Origin of the sequence: Flavobacterium sp. FlaQc-49, from assembly GCF_044005985.1 — a bacterium.
Lineage (GTDB): Bacteria > Bacteroidota > Bacteroidia > Flavobacteriales > Flavobacteriaceae > Flavobacterium > Flavobacterium cupriresistens.
This window is the reverse complement of the sequence record NZ_JBIPCS010000014.1, coordinates 47,198-62,354: the sequence shown is the minus strand read 5'-3', so window position 1 is coordinate 62,354 and position 15,157 is coordinate 47,198. Positions and strand designations below refer to the sequence as shown.

General features: G+C 33.1%; 11 protein-coding genes. 10 read left to right on the top strand and 1 reads right to left on the bottom strand.

Translation table 11 applies throughout. The features are described from left to right. Nucleotides 1-156 precede the first annotated feature (156 nt). Both ACHRV3_RS20620 and ACHRV3_RS20615 read left to right on the top strand, forming a co-directional pair. On the top strand, nt 157-3,114 hold the full coding sequence (locus tag ACHRV3_RS20620; RefSeq protein WP_395435975.1) for a TrlF family AAA-like ATPase: 2,958 nt from the start codon (nt 157-159) through the stop codon (nt 3,112-3,114). A 115-nt stretch (nt 3,115-3,229) separates the two neighbouring features. Then, on the top strand, nt 3,230-3,502 hold the full coding sequence (locus ACHRV3_RS20615) for a hypothetical protein (RefSeq protein WP_395435974.1): 273 nt from the start codon (nt 3,230-3,232) through the stop codon (nt 3,500-3,502). A gap of 484 nt (nt 3,503-3,986) precedes the next feature. Here ACHRV3_RS20615 and ACHRV3_RS20610 read toward each other — a convergent pair whose 3' ends face one another. Beyond that, nucleotides 3,987-4,334, bottom strand: a complete 348-nt coding sequence (locus tag ACHRV3_RS20610) for a hypothetical protein (RefSeq protein WP_395435973.1) — start codon at nt 4,332-4,334, stop codon at nt 3,987-3,989. A 704-nt stretch (nt 4,335-5,038) separates the two neighbouring features. Between ACHRV3_RS20610 and ACHRV3_RS20605 the strand changes: the two genes are divergently transcribed. The 8 genes from ACHRV3_RS20605 to ACHRV3_RS20570 all read left to right on the top strand — a co-directional run bounded on the left by ACHRV3_RS20605 (nt 5,039) and on the right by ACHRV3_RS20570 (nt 15,106). After that, nucleotides 5,039-5,923 (top strand): multicopper oxidase domain-containing protein, encoded by an 885-nt coding sequence (locus ACHRV3_RS20605; protein WP_395435972.1) that lies wholly within the window; start codon nt 5,039-5,041, stop codon nt 5,921-5,923. Between the two features lie 17 nt (nt 5,924-5,940). After that, nucleotides 5,941-6,369 (top strand): hypothetical protein, encoded by a 429-nt coding sequence (locus ACHRV3_RS20600; protein ID WP_395435971.1) that lies wholly within the window; start codon nt 5,941-5,943, stop codon nt 6,367-6,369. A gap of 40 nt (nt 6,370-6,409) precedes the next feature. Beyond that, nucleotides 6,410-7,879, top strand: a complete 1,470-nt coding sequence (locus tag ACHRV3_RS20595; RefSeq protein ID WP_395435970.1) for a tyrosinase family protein — start codon at nt 6,410-6,412, stop codon at nt 7,877-7,879. A gap of 419 nt (nt 7,880-8,298) precedes the next feature. After that, complete coding sequence (locus ACHRV3_RS20590) at nt 8,299-8,925, top strand: hypothetical protein (protein ID WP_395435969.1); 627 nt, start codon at nt 8,299-8,301, stop codon at nt 8,923-8,925. A 46-nt stretch (nt 8,926-8,971) separates the two neighbouring features. Continuing rightward, nucleotides 8,972-10,102, top strand: a complete 1,131-nt coding sequence (locus ACHRV3_RS20585) for an AAA family ATPase (RefSeq protein WP_395435968.1) — start codon at nt 8,972-8,974, stop codon at nt 10,100-10,102. A 1-nt stretch (nt 10,103) separates the two neighbouring features. Then, nucleotides 10,104-10,802, top strand: a complete 699-nt coding sequence (locus tag ACHRV3_RS20580; protein WP_395435967.1) for a hypothetical protein — start codon at nt 10,104-10,106, stop codon at nt 10,800-10,802. A 7-nt stretch (nt 10,803-10,809) separates the two neighbouring features. Next, the gene (locus tag ACHRV3_RS20575) at nt 10,810-13,353 is read left to right on the top strand and encodes a ribosomal protein L7/L12 (RefSeq protein ID WP_395435966.1); all 2,544 of its coding nucleotides are present in this window, start codon (nt 10,810-10,812) and stop codon (nt 13,351-13,353) included. Next, nucleotides 13,343-15,106 carry a hypothetical protein gene (locus ACHRV3_RS20570; RefSeq protein WP_395435965.1) on the top strand — a complete coding sequence of 588 codons (1,764 nt, stop codon included), beginning with the start codon at nt 13,343-13,345 and terminating at the stop codon, nt 15,104-15,106. The genes ACHRV3_RS20575 and ACHRV3_RS20570 overlap by 11 nt, the downstream gene beginning before the upstream one ends. Nucleotides 15,107-15,157 lie beyond the last annotated feature (51 nt).

Genomic DNA, 15,157 nt, shown 5'->3' with positions numbered 1-15,157 from the left:
TAGGTGTTTATACTTGATTTTATGAATGTTTGTTTTAGCTATATTTGAAAAAGCTTCAATTCTTGGATTTATGGAAATCCGTAAAATTGTTGAGTGGATTGGATTTAGATTTGTTAATAGAATTTTTAATTATTAAAGAAGTAAAACCTAAATAGCATGAGTATAATTATCAATAAAGGTTCACAATGGAGAAAATGGGATTTACACGTTCATACGCCAGCTACATTATGTTCTGATTATGGTGGTGATACTGAAATAATTTGGCAAAGATATTTTGAAGAATTAGAAAGACTTGCAGTTGAAAGAAATATTAAGGTTATAGGTATTAATGATTATTTATTTATTGATGGATACAAAAAAGTATTAGAATATAAAAAGCAAGGAGGACTTAGTTCTGTTGAGTTAATTCTGCCGGTCATAGAATTTAGATTAAAAGAATTTGTTGGTAGTAAAGAATTAGGGCGATTAAATTATCATATAATCTTTGCAGATGATTCGTTACTAAAAGTTGATCAAATTGAAACTCATTTTTTGTCAAATTTGAGAGGAAAGGGAAATTTAGATGCTTTTTGTCCTGATAGCTATACTTGGGGAGGTGTAATTACAAGACAAACCTTAATCGATTTAGGTAATCATATAATAAAAGGTACGCCAGAAGAAAAGAGAACAAATATTAGCCCGATAGAATTGGGTTTTAATAATTTAAATTTTGAGTTATCCAAGATTCAAGAAATTTTAGGAGAAGGTTCTGAACCAAATACATTTCTTAAAGGTAAATATTTCAAAGCAATCGGAAAGGCGGAGTGGGAGGATTTTAGATGGGAAAATTCAGCATTGGAAAAAAAGAGTGTAATTAATGGAACTCATTTCGTGTTTTCTGCTTCCCCTACAGTAGAACAAGCAGTTAAAGGAAAAGATGCGCTAAAAAAGCAAAATGTAAGTAGTAGATTAATGCATTGTAGCGATTCACATAGTTTTGCTAAAGATATTAATGATACTAATTCCAAAGAACTTGGGCATTGTTTTACATGGATTAAGGCTGATCCAACATTTGAAGGTTTAAAGCAGATAATTTATGAGCCTGAAGAAAGAATTAAGATTCAAAAGGAAGAACCTGAATCGGAGAAATTAGATAATTTAATGATTGACGAAATTAGTTTTGAATCATTATCTGATAAAATGTTTACACCAATGCCAATTAAATTAAATAAAAATTTAAATGTAATTATTGGAGGTAAATCGTCTGGTAAATCAATTCTTCTTTATAAGATAGGTAAAACCTTGTATCCTAATTTAGATGATGAAATTTTAAAATATAAAGATTCTGGGGATGATAGGTATAGGGATTTATATGATTTGAGAGAGAATGACCCAACTTTTAATTTTAATATAAAATTATTTTCAGGTAGTAAACAGTCTCTAGCTGATAGAAGCACACAGTCAAGTATTCTACCAAGTATTAAATATATCCCTCAAAATCATTTATCAAATCTTGTAGATAAAAGTAGGAAGAATGGTGCGACATTAAAAGTATTAATTAGAAATTTAATTCTTGAAGATATACCGTATAAAAAGAAATATGATCACTTTATTGATGAAATTAAAAAGAACGATGTTCAGAGAAATAGAGATATAGACTATTATTTTTCTTTAAAAGAAGATGTTAAGAAAAAGGAAATTGATCTAGCAAATAGAGGTGATGTTAAAGCAATACAAGAAGGAATTGAAGCAAATAAGAAAAAAATTGAATTACTGAATAAATTATTTTCAGAAGAAGATTTAAAAAAATATAATGAGTTAGTTGAACAAAAAAATCAATTAGAGATTCAAGAAAACACTCTTAATCTTGATTTTGAAAAAGTTAAAAATTTCAATAATGATTTAAAGAGAATAATTATTGAACAATTAAATAAGAAAAAAATTGTTTTCGATTCAATTGTTACTATAAATATAAAAGAATATTATAATCTTAAATATAAGCAAATAGAGGCAATACTTGGAGAATTAGATTCAATGGAAAAAGATTTGTTAAAAAATGAAGATGGAGATTTTTTAGTAGAAAATGAATTCAAAAAAATAATTAATAACTTAAGGAAGAATAGTGAGAAATTAAACAAAGATTTAATACCATTTATCGAAAAGCAAGAAAATAGAAAACAAATAGAAGCAATTCAAAAAAGTATTTCACTAGACGAGACCAAGTTGAGTGAAATAAAACAGTTTCAAAATGATGTTGATATAAAAAAACAAACTTTATTCGAACAAAAGCAAAAAATATTTATTGATTTTGAAAATAATTTCAAAATATATGATCAAATAATTGAGGAATTAAAGCCGCGGATTTCATCTATAGAAGATCAAGACGACAAAGTAGAAATTATCGGGTCGGTAAAATATGATTTTCCTAAATTTTATAAATTACTTAATGAGTTAAAGAATAATATTAACCGTTTTACAAATGAAGGTTTTGAATATCTATATCCAAATGAAAACTATACTACAGCATTAGCTAACGTTGATTTTGATAAAATATTAAATTCTTTAAAAGAGTTGTTTAATAAAATAGAAGATGAAAAAATTGTATTGAAAAATAGTTATTCACCAAAGGAAGCATGCAAAAGAATTTTGAAAGACTATTTTTTTGATCACTGGGATGTAAAATCTGATAATGATGATATTCATGAAATGTCAACAGGTAAAGCTAGTTTCATTTTGTTAAAATTAATGATTAAATTAAGTAAAGAAAAGGGACCTATATTGATTGACCAGCCTGAAGATAACCTTGATAATCGTTCGGTTTCAAGAGAATTGGTTGAATATTTAAAAGAAAAGAAGAAAGACAGACAAATCATTCTGGTAACACATAATCCAAACATTGTTGTGAATGCAGATGCTGAGAATATAATTGTTGCTAATCAAAAAGGGCAAAATAATATGGAAAGTAGTAGCCCTTATAAATTTGACTATATAAATGGGGCGCTCGAAAATTCTTTTGCAGTTATTGAGAAAGAAGAGGATCTATTGAAAAGTATGGGAATTAGAGAACATATTGCAGATATAGTTGAGGGAGGAAAAGATGCGTTTAAAAAGCGTGAGGAAAAATATGGTTTCTAAAAAAGGGAGAAATATTTATCATAATATTTTTTTGTAAGTAAATACATTGTTTTTGTTGTAGAAAAACATATCTTTGTAGTTGTCAAAAACACTTCGAGGTCTAATATTTTTAATTATGACACAAGAAAATCAAAAAACATCAAACAATGATGTAATGCCATCCGTGGCCAAATTCCTTTCGAACGAATGGTTTGAGGGAGAATTTAAAGAACAACCATTGTATTTGCAGGAAATTTTCGAGTTACTGCTCGAAACGGAGTACGGTGGCGATCTTGATTTAAGGCTAAAAATGCTCAGTTGTTTACGCACGAGCAGAAATTTAGCCCTAACGTTGGCAGCATTTACAGATGAAGAAATTCAAAAAGTCTGTAGTAGTGCAGCAAGTTAAAATGTAGTGTTCTAGTTTTTAGAATATCAATAAAGCTCCGTCACTGCGGAGCTTTTTGTTTTTTGTCCTTTTAACCTAAGCAGAAATCGCATAAGTATTTCTACAACGATTGTCGATTTGCTTTGCGGAATTTCTAGTGTGATTTCTCCTTACGTCGAAATGACACGGGCAACTAAGATGTCGTATTCTAATCTATAAAATAACCGCAAGGCGTGCTTAGTTTAATTATAGAGTATGGCTCTTTTTTAATTTATACCTAATTTTTTTGTGCGCAGATTTGCTTCGACAGTTTGCTATCGGGCATCAGATAACACAGATTTTTTTAAGAGGTAAATAAGATCGGCCAAATCTGCTAAATCTGCGTGCAAAAAAAAATCTTTTCGATCCTTTGCGCTCCTTGCGGTTAGAATAAATAGTAGAGGGATTGGTCTATAAAAGTGTAGCACACATCACGCTAAAAGACTTCAAGTCTGCGTTTACATTGTCATCTAACGGTGAAGTGATGCCGACCACCAGTACTAAAATAAAACTCTTTTTTTGATTTTATTTCCTTTAATTTAAAAAGGACTCCATAATTTTCTCCCACTCTAATACCCGAAGGAACTCTAACCAAAAAGCGGGAGTAACCGATTTCGTCTAATATTCTACCAGAATCGGCAATAATAGGGGAATGAACGGCAGGATATCGATAAGGTATAAAATGTATAGCAACAAGTTTTAATGATCGCGGTGGTATCTTCTCCTTATAAGGATTGTCATCTGTAGACAATCTAATTGTAGTTCCTGTAGCACCTTCTGAAGGAGAAAGAGAAGTGAAATATATACTATCCATAAAACTTCTATTCAAGTTGTTTTTTAATTGTTTTATATCGTTGCTTTTGTTTTAAGGCTTTAACGTTTGAATACAATCACTATTTGCAAATGGTTTTGGGTACATAAATACACAATAATTATATATTCGGGTAAAAACTTAAACGGGAATCGAAGCCAATCCAGTTTTACTTCGCAAGTCCTTGGAGCTTGGACAATATTAAAAACAAACTTGATATAAAGGAATGCTAGTTTTATATATGAACTCTTTCTATTTATATTTGGAGAAATCACTTTAGTCTGAAAAAATATAAAGAGCAAAAAAATTAGTGTTGAAAAGAGATTATTAGAAGTACCTAAATTATCTCGTTTAGCTCGAAATAAAATAGTACAAGAATCTTCAGAAAGTTTTCCAATTAAAGAATGCTTTGCTCTTTGATTATAACAGGATTACCTTTAAAGTTGTATGCATTTTGTTCTTAAAAAGACATTGTTAAAAATAATTTCCTTCCATTTTGTTTAAATTTTATCTCAAGAAGTAAATTGAAATAGAATTCGGATTTTTACTACTAAAACAGGTGTTTATACGCAGTCTTTTGATTTTAAATAACTCTAAATTTGACTTGTAATAGCAAACCATTGTTGGTACATGATAATTTGAGTTTAGAAATGAAAAGACGGTGTAAGTGTATATTGGTATTTCTTTTTGTATGCACCGGCCCCTTTTTGTCTGCTCAAAACGAAAGATTAATTATTGGCCGAACAACAGGGAAGTTAGCGATTGCAAAAAACGTAACCATACGAACTTTCGGTTTTACGGACTCGCTTTCCGGTCAGGTTACTTTCCCAGGATCGCAGATTGAGGCTAGGGAAGGAGATAGTGTAAGTATTGATTTTTGGAATATCTCGCAAGGAAATCCGGTCTCTTTATATTGTAAAGAAATGGAGTTCCAGCAGCGGAATGCGGAAAACGAAGTAATGAAGGTCAAAGAGCCAATTCATCATATGGTGCATGGGTTTTATTCTTTTCAGGCTAAAAAAGCAGGAACTTATCTGTATTATAGTCCCGAGAATTATCCCTTCAATCTTAAGGCCGGTATGTTTGGAGTGCTTATTATACGCCCAAAAGAAACAGATTCTTTAGACCACAAACCATCGCAGGAAATGCTATGGTGCAGTAACGAAATAGATACCAAATGGCATACAGACGCTATTATGGGTACAGCATATGATGTTTCTAACAAGCCCATACTTCTTCCGCTCTACAAGCCCAATTATTTCTTGATTAATGGAAAAACAACGATAGAAAACAAAGGATTACAATCGTTTGTGAATAAAAAAGAGAAGGTGCTTCTTCGTTTGGTTAATTCGGGATTATACCTTCATGAAATACAGTTTCCATCTGATGCGATACTGAAGTTTATTTCGGGAAGTGATCACAATCTGATTGCAGACCCTATCGGATATAAAATACAGCTTCATTCGGGGGAATGTCTTGAAGTGCTTGTTTTTTTAGATCAGGTAAACGAGAAGGAAAAGATTAGGTATCATTTTATAGAACCGATTTCAAAAAAGGTAGCATACAAGGCTGAAATTCCGGTTTTTTATTAAAATTTAAATCAGTACTCATGAAAAAAAGGATCTTATATTTTATTTTATTTTTTGCTTCTTTGAACTCATTTGCGCAAAGCAAAGCTACTTTTTCGGTAGTGGGTAATGCAACAAATAAGGAAAGTCTGCAGAAAAATAAGCGACTGGATATTTCTAAAATCAAAGTCGAAAATATTTCTAACAAACCCATCTATTTGGTTTGGGAAACGGTATCAAACACTTTTCCAAAAGAATGGGATTGCTCGATGTGTCAGCATGGGGCTTGCCAGATCGGGATTCCGAAAGGTTCGGCTTTTAATAAACTAAATGCTGATCAGCAGGGATTTATAGCGATACACGTGATTCCGGCAAACAAATCGGGTAATGGCATTGTAAAATTTAAAATTTATGATAAAGCCAATCCCAGCTATGTGAAGATTTTGACTTTTGAAGTCGATGTGCTTTAACAGCAATACACAACTGATTATAAACCTAAAAACAAACAAAATGAAAAAAATTACTCTTTTATTCTTTATTATTTTGATTTCGGGGCTCTCCTATGGTCAAAGTAAAAGTAATGTGAAATACATTAGATGGAACGCCAATACGCCACAAGGACAGGAAAATCTGAAAGCAATGAATATCGCTTTTGAGAAAATGCGTGCAATGGGCTGTGAGATGGGTGTTTCCTGGTACTATCAGGGAGCAATACATAATATCCCGAATGCAATTAACGGTCCTAATGCGCTTTGTGCGGCGTATCAGACCGATAAAGATAAATTATGGGCTTGGGGTGATTGTACACATAATGGGTCAGATGCAGCTTCTTTAAATTTTCTTTTATGGCACAGAATGTACATTTGGTTTTTAGAAAAAATTGTTCGTGAATTATCCGGAAAAGACGATTTTGCTATACCGTATTGGAATTATGGAAGTAAAGATACAGTCGATAATATCTTGGCAGAACCCATAAGAGACAAATCAGGTTCGCTCTTTACAGCAGCCCGATATACGGTTCTGAACAACGGAAAACCGATTCCTCAAAAGCAACTTACGCAGATACAATTAGCGCTTGAACAATTGAGAACCAATCCTTCCTTTACCGGATCGGCCGGATTTAGTCAAAACCTTGAAGGTTCGCCTCATGGTTTTATGCATAATCTTATAGGTGGAGGATATGCAGATCCAAGCGAAAGTTATTATAATGAAATATACCAAAAGGTGACATCGGGTTTAATGGCAAATGTTGATTCGGCAGGATTTGACCCTGTTTTCTGGTTGCATCACAGTATGGTCGATCGTATTTGGGAGTCCTGGGATGTTTCGGCTTACGGAGAACGCCCTACTTTAGAACAGCTAAAAGCGGACCCGTGGCCTTATCAGTTTATTGCACCCAACGGAGATCACCTTACTTATACAATGGAAGAAGTGTACAAGATCGTTTTCGATTTAGATTACAAATACGATAATTTACTTTATGGTTCTAAAACTCCGGTTGTAGCGGCCAATGAAACGAAAACTAAAAAATTAGTGTCATTTCAAGATTCAAAAGAAGCTGTTATCTGGGAACAAAAAGTAGGTAAGCCACTTGGGGGAACTGATTATAGTCATAAAGTAACCAGTAAACTTGTACAAAATACCAATAAAGTTTTTACCAGTAAAGCAAATGCCAAAATTGTACTAAATTTGGATGTAGTAGCGTACAAAGAACCAAAAGATTACTACACCGTTTATCTTCGTTATCCGAAGAAAAAAGATGTATACGTTGGAACAATGACGTTCTTTGGACTTGAACATGATCATGGAGTTGATGAAAGTCATGCAATAAGTGAAGATGGGATAAAAAAGAGCTTCTCCTATTATATTTCGGATAATTTATTGAAAACGAATTCGAATTATGAAATCATTATTAAAAAAACCGGAGGTGGTGATGCTAAAGTAACGCTTGAAAAAATTGGCGTTTCGCAGATAAACTAAAACCGAAACTAAAAAATATCGAATAGAGAATGAAAACCTGCGGATGCCAATTCGCAGGTTTTTTTTGATCCGTAACACACTTTTGATCTAGTTTGTTAAAATATTTTTAGGAAGTAAATCGATTCTTAATATCACCCGATTTGAAGCTGCAAGAGAGGTTTATTTGATAACTATGATTGAATGGCTGAATGACTAATTTTAGCAAAAAACACAACTGCGCAAAATAATTACGCAGTTGTGTTTAATCTTTGTTCTGTTCAAAATATAAAGGGTATTTGCTCTTGGTGAAGCTGAGTTTTTAAGCAATGATTTCAATGCAGATTTCTGAAATTAGATTAGAAAAGAAAAGCTATTTTTGAAAAGAAGTGCGAACGCGATTTTGTAAATCAGCAGGAACTGAATAATGTTAAGTAAAAGTCATGGATACTAATAAGTTACCTTTTTTAGAAACGATTTATCATCTCAGAACAATTGAGCAGGTGATACTGTACAACAAGATGAGCACTATTTCTAAAGAAGAAGAGGAGGAGGTCATTTTGTTTTTAGAAACGGAATATGAAAATGAAATTCTTGACTATCCTTGGAAGGCTCCGGAGTTTAATCGGGAGGCAGCCGGTTGGGGAGCAAAAACGGTATATTTTGCTGCACAATTGGTTTTGTATCGGGAGCATAAAATAAGTGAATTGGATCTCTTTCTGCCTAAATATAAAGGTGTATTAAGCGCTTCGGCATTGTTATCGGCTGATTTGTGTTTGAGATTTTTGCCTCAGCTCATTATAGAAATGAAACGAATAGATGCAGATGATCTTGCAATTCCTATTTTAGAACAGCTTCTGGCAGATTTTCATTATTCGGCAATAGGATTTGATGTTGATTATGAAACAATCAATTTAGACACTGTTTTCTCTGATGATAGTCTTAAACAGTTGTATTTGAATCGGGTTGTTGAAAGAAAAGCCCTAAAAACAGCAGCAATCAAAGAAATAAATCAGGAACTGATGGCCGGATTTGGAGCTCATAAACAAGTGTTTTGGAAGGAATTGTAAAATAAAAAAAGACCGCTATAAATAAAAAATTACCCACATAAAAGAAATGAAATCTACAGAAAAATTAAATAACGTTTTACAGCACATCAAAGATGTTTTTGTTGGAAAAAACGAGATTATTGACTTATTAGGAATTGGATTACTGGCCAGAGAAAATGCTTTTTTATTAGGACCTCCGGGTACCGCAAAAAGCGCATTGGTAAGAGCATTATCGAATGGAATTGAAGGAGGTAAAAACTTTGAATATCTCTTAACTCGTTTTACAGAACCAAACGAAATCTTTGGGCCTTTTGATATTCGTAAACTTAAAGAAGGAGAATTGGTTACGAATACAGAAGGTATGATGCCTGAGGCTTCTATGATTTTTCTGGATGAAATTTTTAATGCCAACTCGGCTATTTTGAATAGTTTATTGTTGGCTTTAAACGAGAAAATATTTCGTAGAGGAAGGGAGACAAAGAAACTTCCGGCGTTAATGTTTATTGGTGCCAGTAATGTGCTGCCGGAAGATGAGGCCTTAAATGCTTTATTAGACCGTTTTCTTATTCGTGTAAAATGTGATTATGTAGATCCGGATTTACTTCATGAGGTACTTTTGGCAGGTTGGAAAATAGAAAGCAGTGGCAATAAAGAAATACCAACGATTACGGCAGACGAAATTAGAGAGTTACAGTCGCTTTGTAGAACTATAGATCTGACCGGAATCCGCAAACAATATGTGGATATTGTTCATAATTTGAGAAATACAGAAATAAAAGTATCAGACCGACGTGCAGTAAAGTTGCAGAATTTAATCGCAGCAAGTGCTTTAATGTGTGGTAGGGAGGAAGCGGTTTTATCTGATTTATGGGTATTGAAATACATTTGGGATAACGAAGAACAAATAGAAATTCTGGAGGGCATAATTAATCAGACTATCGAAAAAGACGATTCAGATGGCCAGCACCCACAGGCTTTGTACAATAAAGTTCCAAATCCTGAGGAAGTGATGAAAGAGATGCAACATTTGACTGAAAGATGGCAGGACGAGTCTCTTTCTTTTGAAGAGCAAAATGTGATTAAAGATAAATTGCGCTATTTGCAAAGTCGTTGTGATTGGATTAATAACAAGGAGCAGAAGCAATACATTCAAAAAGAAATAGAGGCTTTGTGGCAAAAAATTCTTCAAACGGTATAAAATGTATTTTTTAGAAATAAATAAAAGAGATTTAGAATTTTTAGGAGCAATTAGAAACTGGGAGACCATAAAACTAGCTTTTGATGAGCAGTTGGTGTGGCTAAAAGATTTTGCACCGGAACAATTAAATGCGATAGAAATTCAGCAGATTCCGTTTCATGTTATTTATGAATTAAAAGAAAATTTGCTGTTTAAAAAAGGAAGTTTATTACCGTCAAAAAAACTTCCTTCGGGATTATTATGGACACCGATTATGCGAGCACTTCCGGTTTCGATGCCAAGATTCAATCACAATTATTTTGGTATTGACCAGAACATTGAGATACGTTTAAAGCCGTCAGAAATTGTACAGGAACCCTATGCTTTGCTTACAGATTTTAGTGAAATTCAATCGTATATAGAAACAGCTCCGGACTTTAGATTAAAACCTTTAAAATGGATTGTGGCAGACCAAAAGATACTGGTACTTGGAAATCCGTTGCTGCCTGTAAAAGGGAACACGTATTGGTTAAAAGAGAATTTTTTACTGCCAACAGGGTATGACTTTGAATGGTCAATTTTAGCTAAAACAATACAAAAGAATAGTAATCCTTTAGAAGAAGACCTACTGATTTGGAATAGAGATAACAGTTGTTTTCGTATTCCTAAAAACAAAATGAAACCACTTTCAATTAGTTCGTTTCGTCTAACTTTTTCATAAAACAAAAATGGAATTAGAAAAATACTTTCAATCTTATGAAGATTATTTTTGGGAATGGGACAATGAGCTTTTTTCTGAAGAAGAGGTTTTTGAGGCAATTGTAATTCCAAATGGAAAGACAATTGCTTACGAGAAATTTACTTTTGAAATTTTGCGATTTCTTTCAGAAGAGAGCTTTCCGCCTTTGGGGTCATTACTGTTGGCTGTGATCGCTACAAATCCGGATAATGAAAATACGATTGAGTGGATAAGTCAACTGGCAAACAACAGAATAAATAAAAGTTTTCATCATAAACCCGATTCTAATTTTTTTAGAGTAGGAGCAGCGATTGATTTTTTAAAGATACTATCCGCTTTACCGGACGAATACAAAAATGGTGAAAAACGTTTACAGCTGTTTCAGACTATATTTAAAGATTGTCATAACAGAGTTTCAGCTGAAAAAGCAAAGAGTGTACTCGATGAATATCAAAATCACAGACATCATTTAATACGGGCAGGAAATAAAGTATCTTTCAACGAATCTAATTTTATCAAAGATTTCAGAACGATGGCTTTATTGAAGGCAAAATTTCCAACAATTCAGTCTTTACTGAAAGCAATGGAAAATTTACCTGAAGAAGAGTTGAGAGAACAGGTAAGCGAGGAAGTTTTGGAAGCACAAATTGCATCAGAAACACCCCTGGATTTTATAGTAGCACTTATTCGGGAAGAAAAAACATTTCAGGTAGGGAGTTTAGTAAAACGTATTTGGTCGGGACTTAATATTCCGTTACATCACAATATGTCAAGTGTACAGCCATTGGGTGGAATTTCTGATTTGTCCAATAAGGGTGATTTTGACAAATTGATAATTTCTGAATTTGCCAATGACGATGCTGTTTTTATGTCCAGAATTGCCAATAGTGAGGCTTTGTACATAGAGAGAGAAGTACCGCCCGAAGCAGATAAGTTTTGTAGAATTTTATTGATCGATACTACTTTAATCAATTGGGGGAATCCTAAAATTCTGGGGTTTGCATCGGCTTTGGCCATTGCGACACATCCAAAAACCGATATTGAGTGTAAGATTTTTGTTGTTGGAGATAGGTATCAGGAGGTTTACTTTGAAAACGTAAATCAGGTTATTGAGGGACTAAACGAATTGAGTGGTAAATTGAGTTGTGAAGCAGGATTGGATTTGTTTTTTTTAGAAAATGCGATTGATCATAAAAAGCAAGAAGTCTTTTTTATTTCGTCTGATGAAAGTCTGAAATTGCAAGTAATGCAAAAAGCGATGAGCACCTATTTTGACAGTATTCAATATGTTTTGGTTAACCAAGTAGAAGGAAGAATCAACATTTATAAAAATCAGAATAAAGGAAAAAAACAGCTTCAGGAAATCATAATACCGTTAGACGAACTATGGAAAAAGAACGGAGTCGTAAAAGAACAGTTTGTTTTTAATACAAGCAATGACGATGGTATTCCTTTGTTGTATCCGGCTGAAAGAAATTATCAGAACATTCTTTACGAATGTGGTCATTACTATATGTATGCAGGAGGTAATTTGTTCTTGTTTCATGAAATGGGATTTAAAAAAGGATTTATAAAAATAGCTTCAAATTTGCCTTTTAGTCTTGGTAAATTTGCGATAAGAAGTAACTCAAAGGGAGAGCTTTTACTGTTGAACTATTCGTATAGCCCTTTACGTGTCATCACGATTATTAATTTGGCAACAAACCAATGCAAGAGTAGTAAAGGCCTTCCTGAAGTACTAATGGACAAAAATCTTAGTTTTTTTGAGTATGAACAAACTTTTTATGTAACCAATAACCTTGATTTCTGGAGTGTAGAAAGTAATTGTAATATACAACCAAATTCTGATCCGCAGGTCGCAACAGCTTTTGATGATTATTTTACGAAACAGTCTCTTTTTGTTCAGAATTATAAAAAGGACAGGTCAAAATACAATGTTGCCAAACGATTGGGACATGTTGCTATTGTAAATGGAAAAATTCAAATAAATGATTTTCTTATCGAGAATCTTGAATTTGTAAAGACAAGAAGGCATGCTTTAGATTTAAGTAAAGCATGGCAACGTAAAGCAAATCTAATCTTAAAGTATAAAGGATCAAATCCAGTTACAATTATTAAACTGATAGTGAAAAAAACAGGTAAATCGTTGAAAGATGTTAACGCTTTTGTAGACAGTAACCTATTCGTTATTTTAGAAAATGTAGAAATCAGCATTGCGGAAGAATTTAAAAAAGAATTAGAACAAGAAGGGGCTGTCTGTTATATAGAAACAAAATTTTTTGAATCTGGTGACGGAAGCAGAATTACCAACAAAGAAGGAATTTTAATTTTTGAAAGCAGTGATAAATCGCTTCCGGTATTTTATATTCCTTTTATAATTGAGAGAAAGACAATTCTGGCCACAACAACAGAATATACCGGGAATACTTATTTTTTATCCGAGGAACATTCGCAAGAATATATTGATTATAATTTGTTTGAAGAAAAGTACCTAAAACCGTTCGTTTCGAAAGTAGTACAATATGGAGTTTAAATTAAAAATGCAGGCTACTAATTCGTTCCCGAGAGAAGGAATTATTATTAAAAGCAAATCGATATCGTTTTGGCTTCAGGAAATTCAGCAAATGGGTCTTTCGTTAGAAACCATAAAAGTTTTCCCTGTTCCGGGCACGGTTGCAAATGAGCTGTACGGTTGTATTGTTTTTTTTAACGCTGCTGTTGGTACAATTAAAGACATTGGAAAAAACAATTTTTGCCAGCTTATAGAAGATAAGCTGTTTATTCCGGAGCACACAACTGTTTTACCAAAATTGGTAAAAGAAGAATGGAAAACCTTGTTTTCTGAAAAGTATCATCTGTTACATCCCGAGATAGGATTCGTTGCTTTAGAAGACGAGTTGGTCTGGTCTGATTTTTTAAAAAGACCAAATGAGGTTGCTGTTGAGGTTTTAGAGCCAAGAAAAAGCGTTGCGATACCCCGCATGATTTCGTCATTGCGAATTGAAGTAGATAAAGAGGAACTTTTAAAAGAGATTGAAAATCCACTTTCAGAGGAAGAAAGGATTGAAAAATTACCATTTAATCTAAAAAAGCTGATGAATGGAAATAATCGGGAAATGGATAAATTCTTAGCCTATTTAGAGAAGAACCCGGAAATGGCAATGAAATTGGGAATTCCGTTGGATACAATTGGATCAGAAAGAGGAGGGAATTTGGCTAATTATTTTTTTAGTCCAGGTCACGAAAGCAGACTTAACTTTGAATGGCTGGGTCGGTTTTTTAATGAATCTTCCGGTGGTGATAGTAATGGTACAGGTTTTTTTAGATATGGCTTCGTTTTAGTGTTTGTGATTTTGTTTAGAAGTTGCAAAGGTGCAGAACTAAGGGATAATTTTCCGTCGATATTGGTTTTTATTGGTGTCGTGATATTCGTGATTGTTATGATTTCATTTTGGTCCGGGTTTCAAAGAAAATCTTCAAATTCTGGCGGAGGTTCAGCTCTAGTGGACTCTGCGAGGTTTAGCACATTACAAAGTAAGTATGAGAAGTTAGCCGAAGATTTTGTTAGAAGAAAGGAATACGAGAAAGCAGCTCACATTTATTTGAAACTTCTAAAGAGAAATGACAAAGCAGCAATCGTTTTAGAAGAAGGCAAATTGTATCGGGAGGCCGGAGCAGTTTATCTAAAGTATCTTCAAAACAAAAAAAAGGCTGCAGAATGTTACGAAAAGGGTTGTGTCTATAAGGAAGCTTTAGCGCTTTACAAAGAGCTGAACGAACATGAAAAAGTAGGGGATTTGTATGCTATTTTAAAGAACAAGGAAGAGGCCGATAAAAATTATTATAATGTTGTTGGTTTCTATAAAACTAATTATCAGTATTTAAAAGCAGCTTTAGTTTGTAAAAATAAGATTGGAAACAGTACAGAAGCACAAGATTTATTGTTGGAAGGCTGGAGAAGTGAAAAAGACGCCTCAAATTGTCTGAATAATTATTTTGCTACGATTGAAGTGGAGGAATTATCTGATGCCATAACAGCTGTTTACAAAAAGGAAGTGACAGACAGGAATAAAGAGAAGTTTCTGGAAACTTTAAAGCATGAATTCGCTAAAGATAAAACACTGGAGGACATTACCAGGATTATCGCTTATGAAATTGTGGCGGATCGAATTGATGAAAACCCTGAAATAGCTTCTCAATTGATCCATTTTAATAAAACGAATAATTCAATGGTGAAGGATGTAATGAAGTTTAAATGGAAAAAGAGAAACCATACAAAGGATTAAAAAATTGAAAAAGAAAAACCAATTTTTGAGGCAGATTTGGTTTTGAAAAAG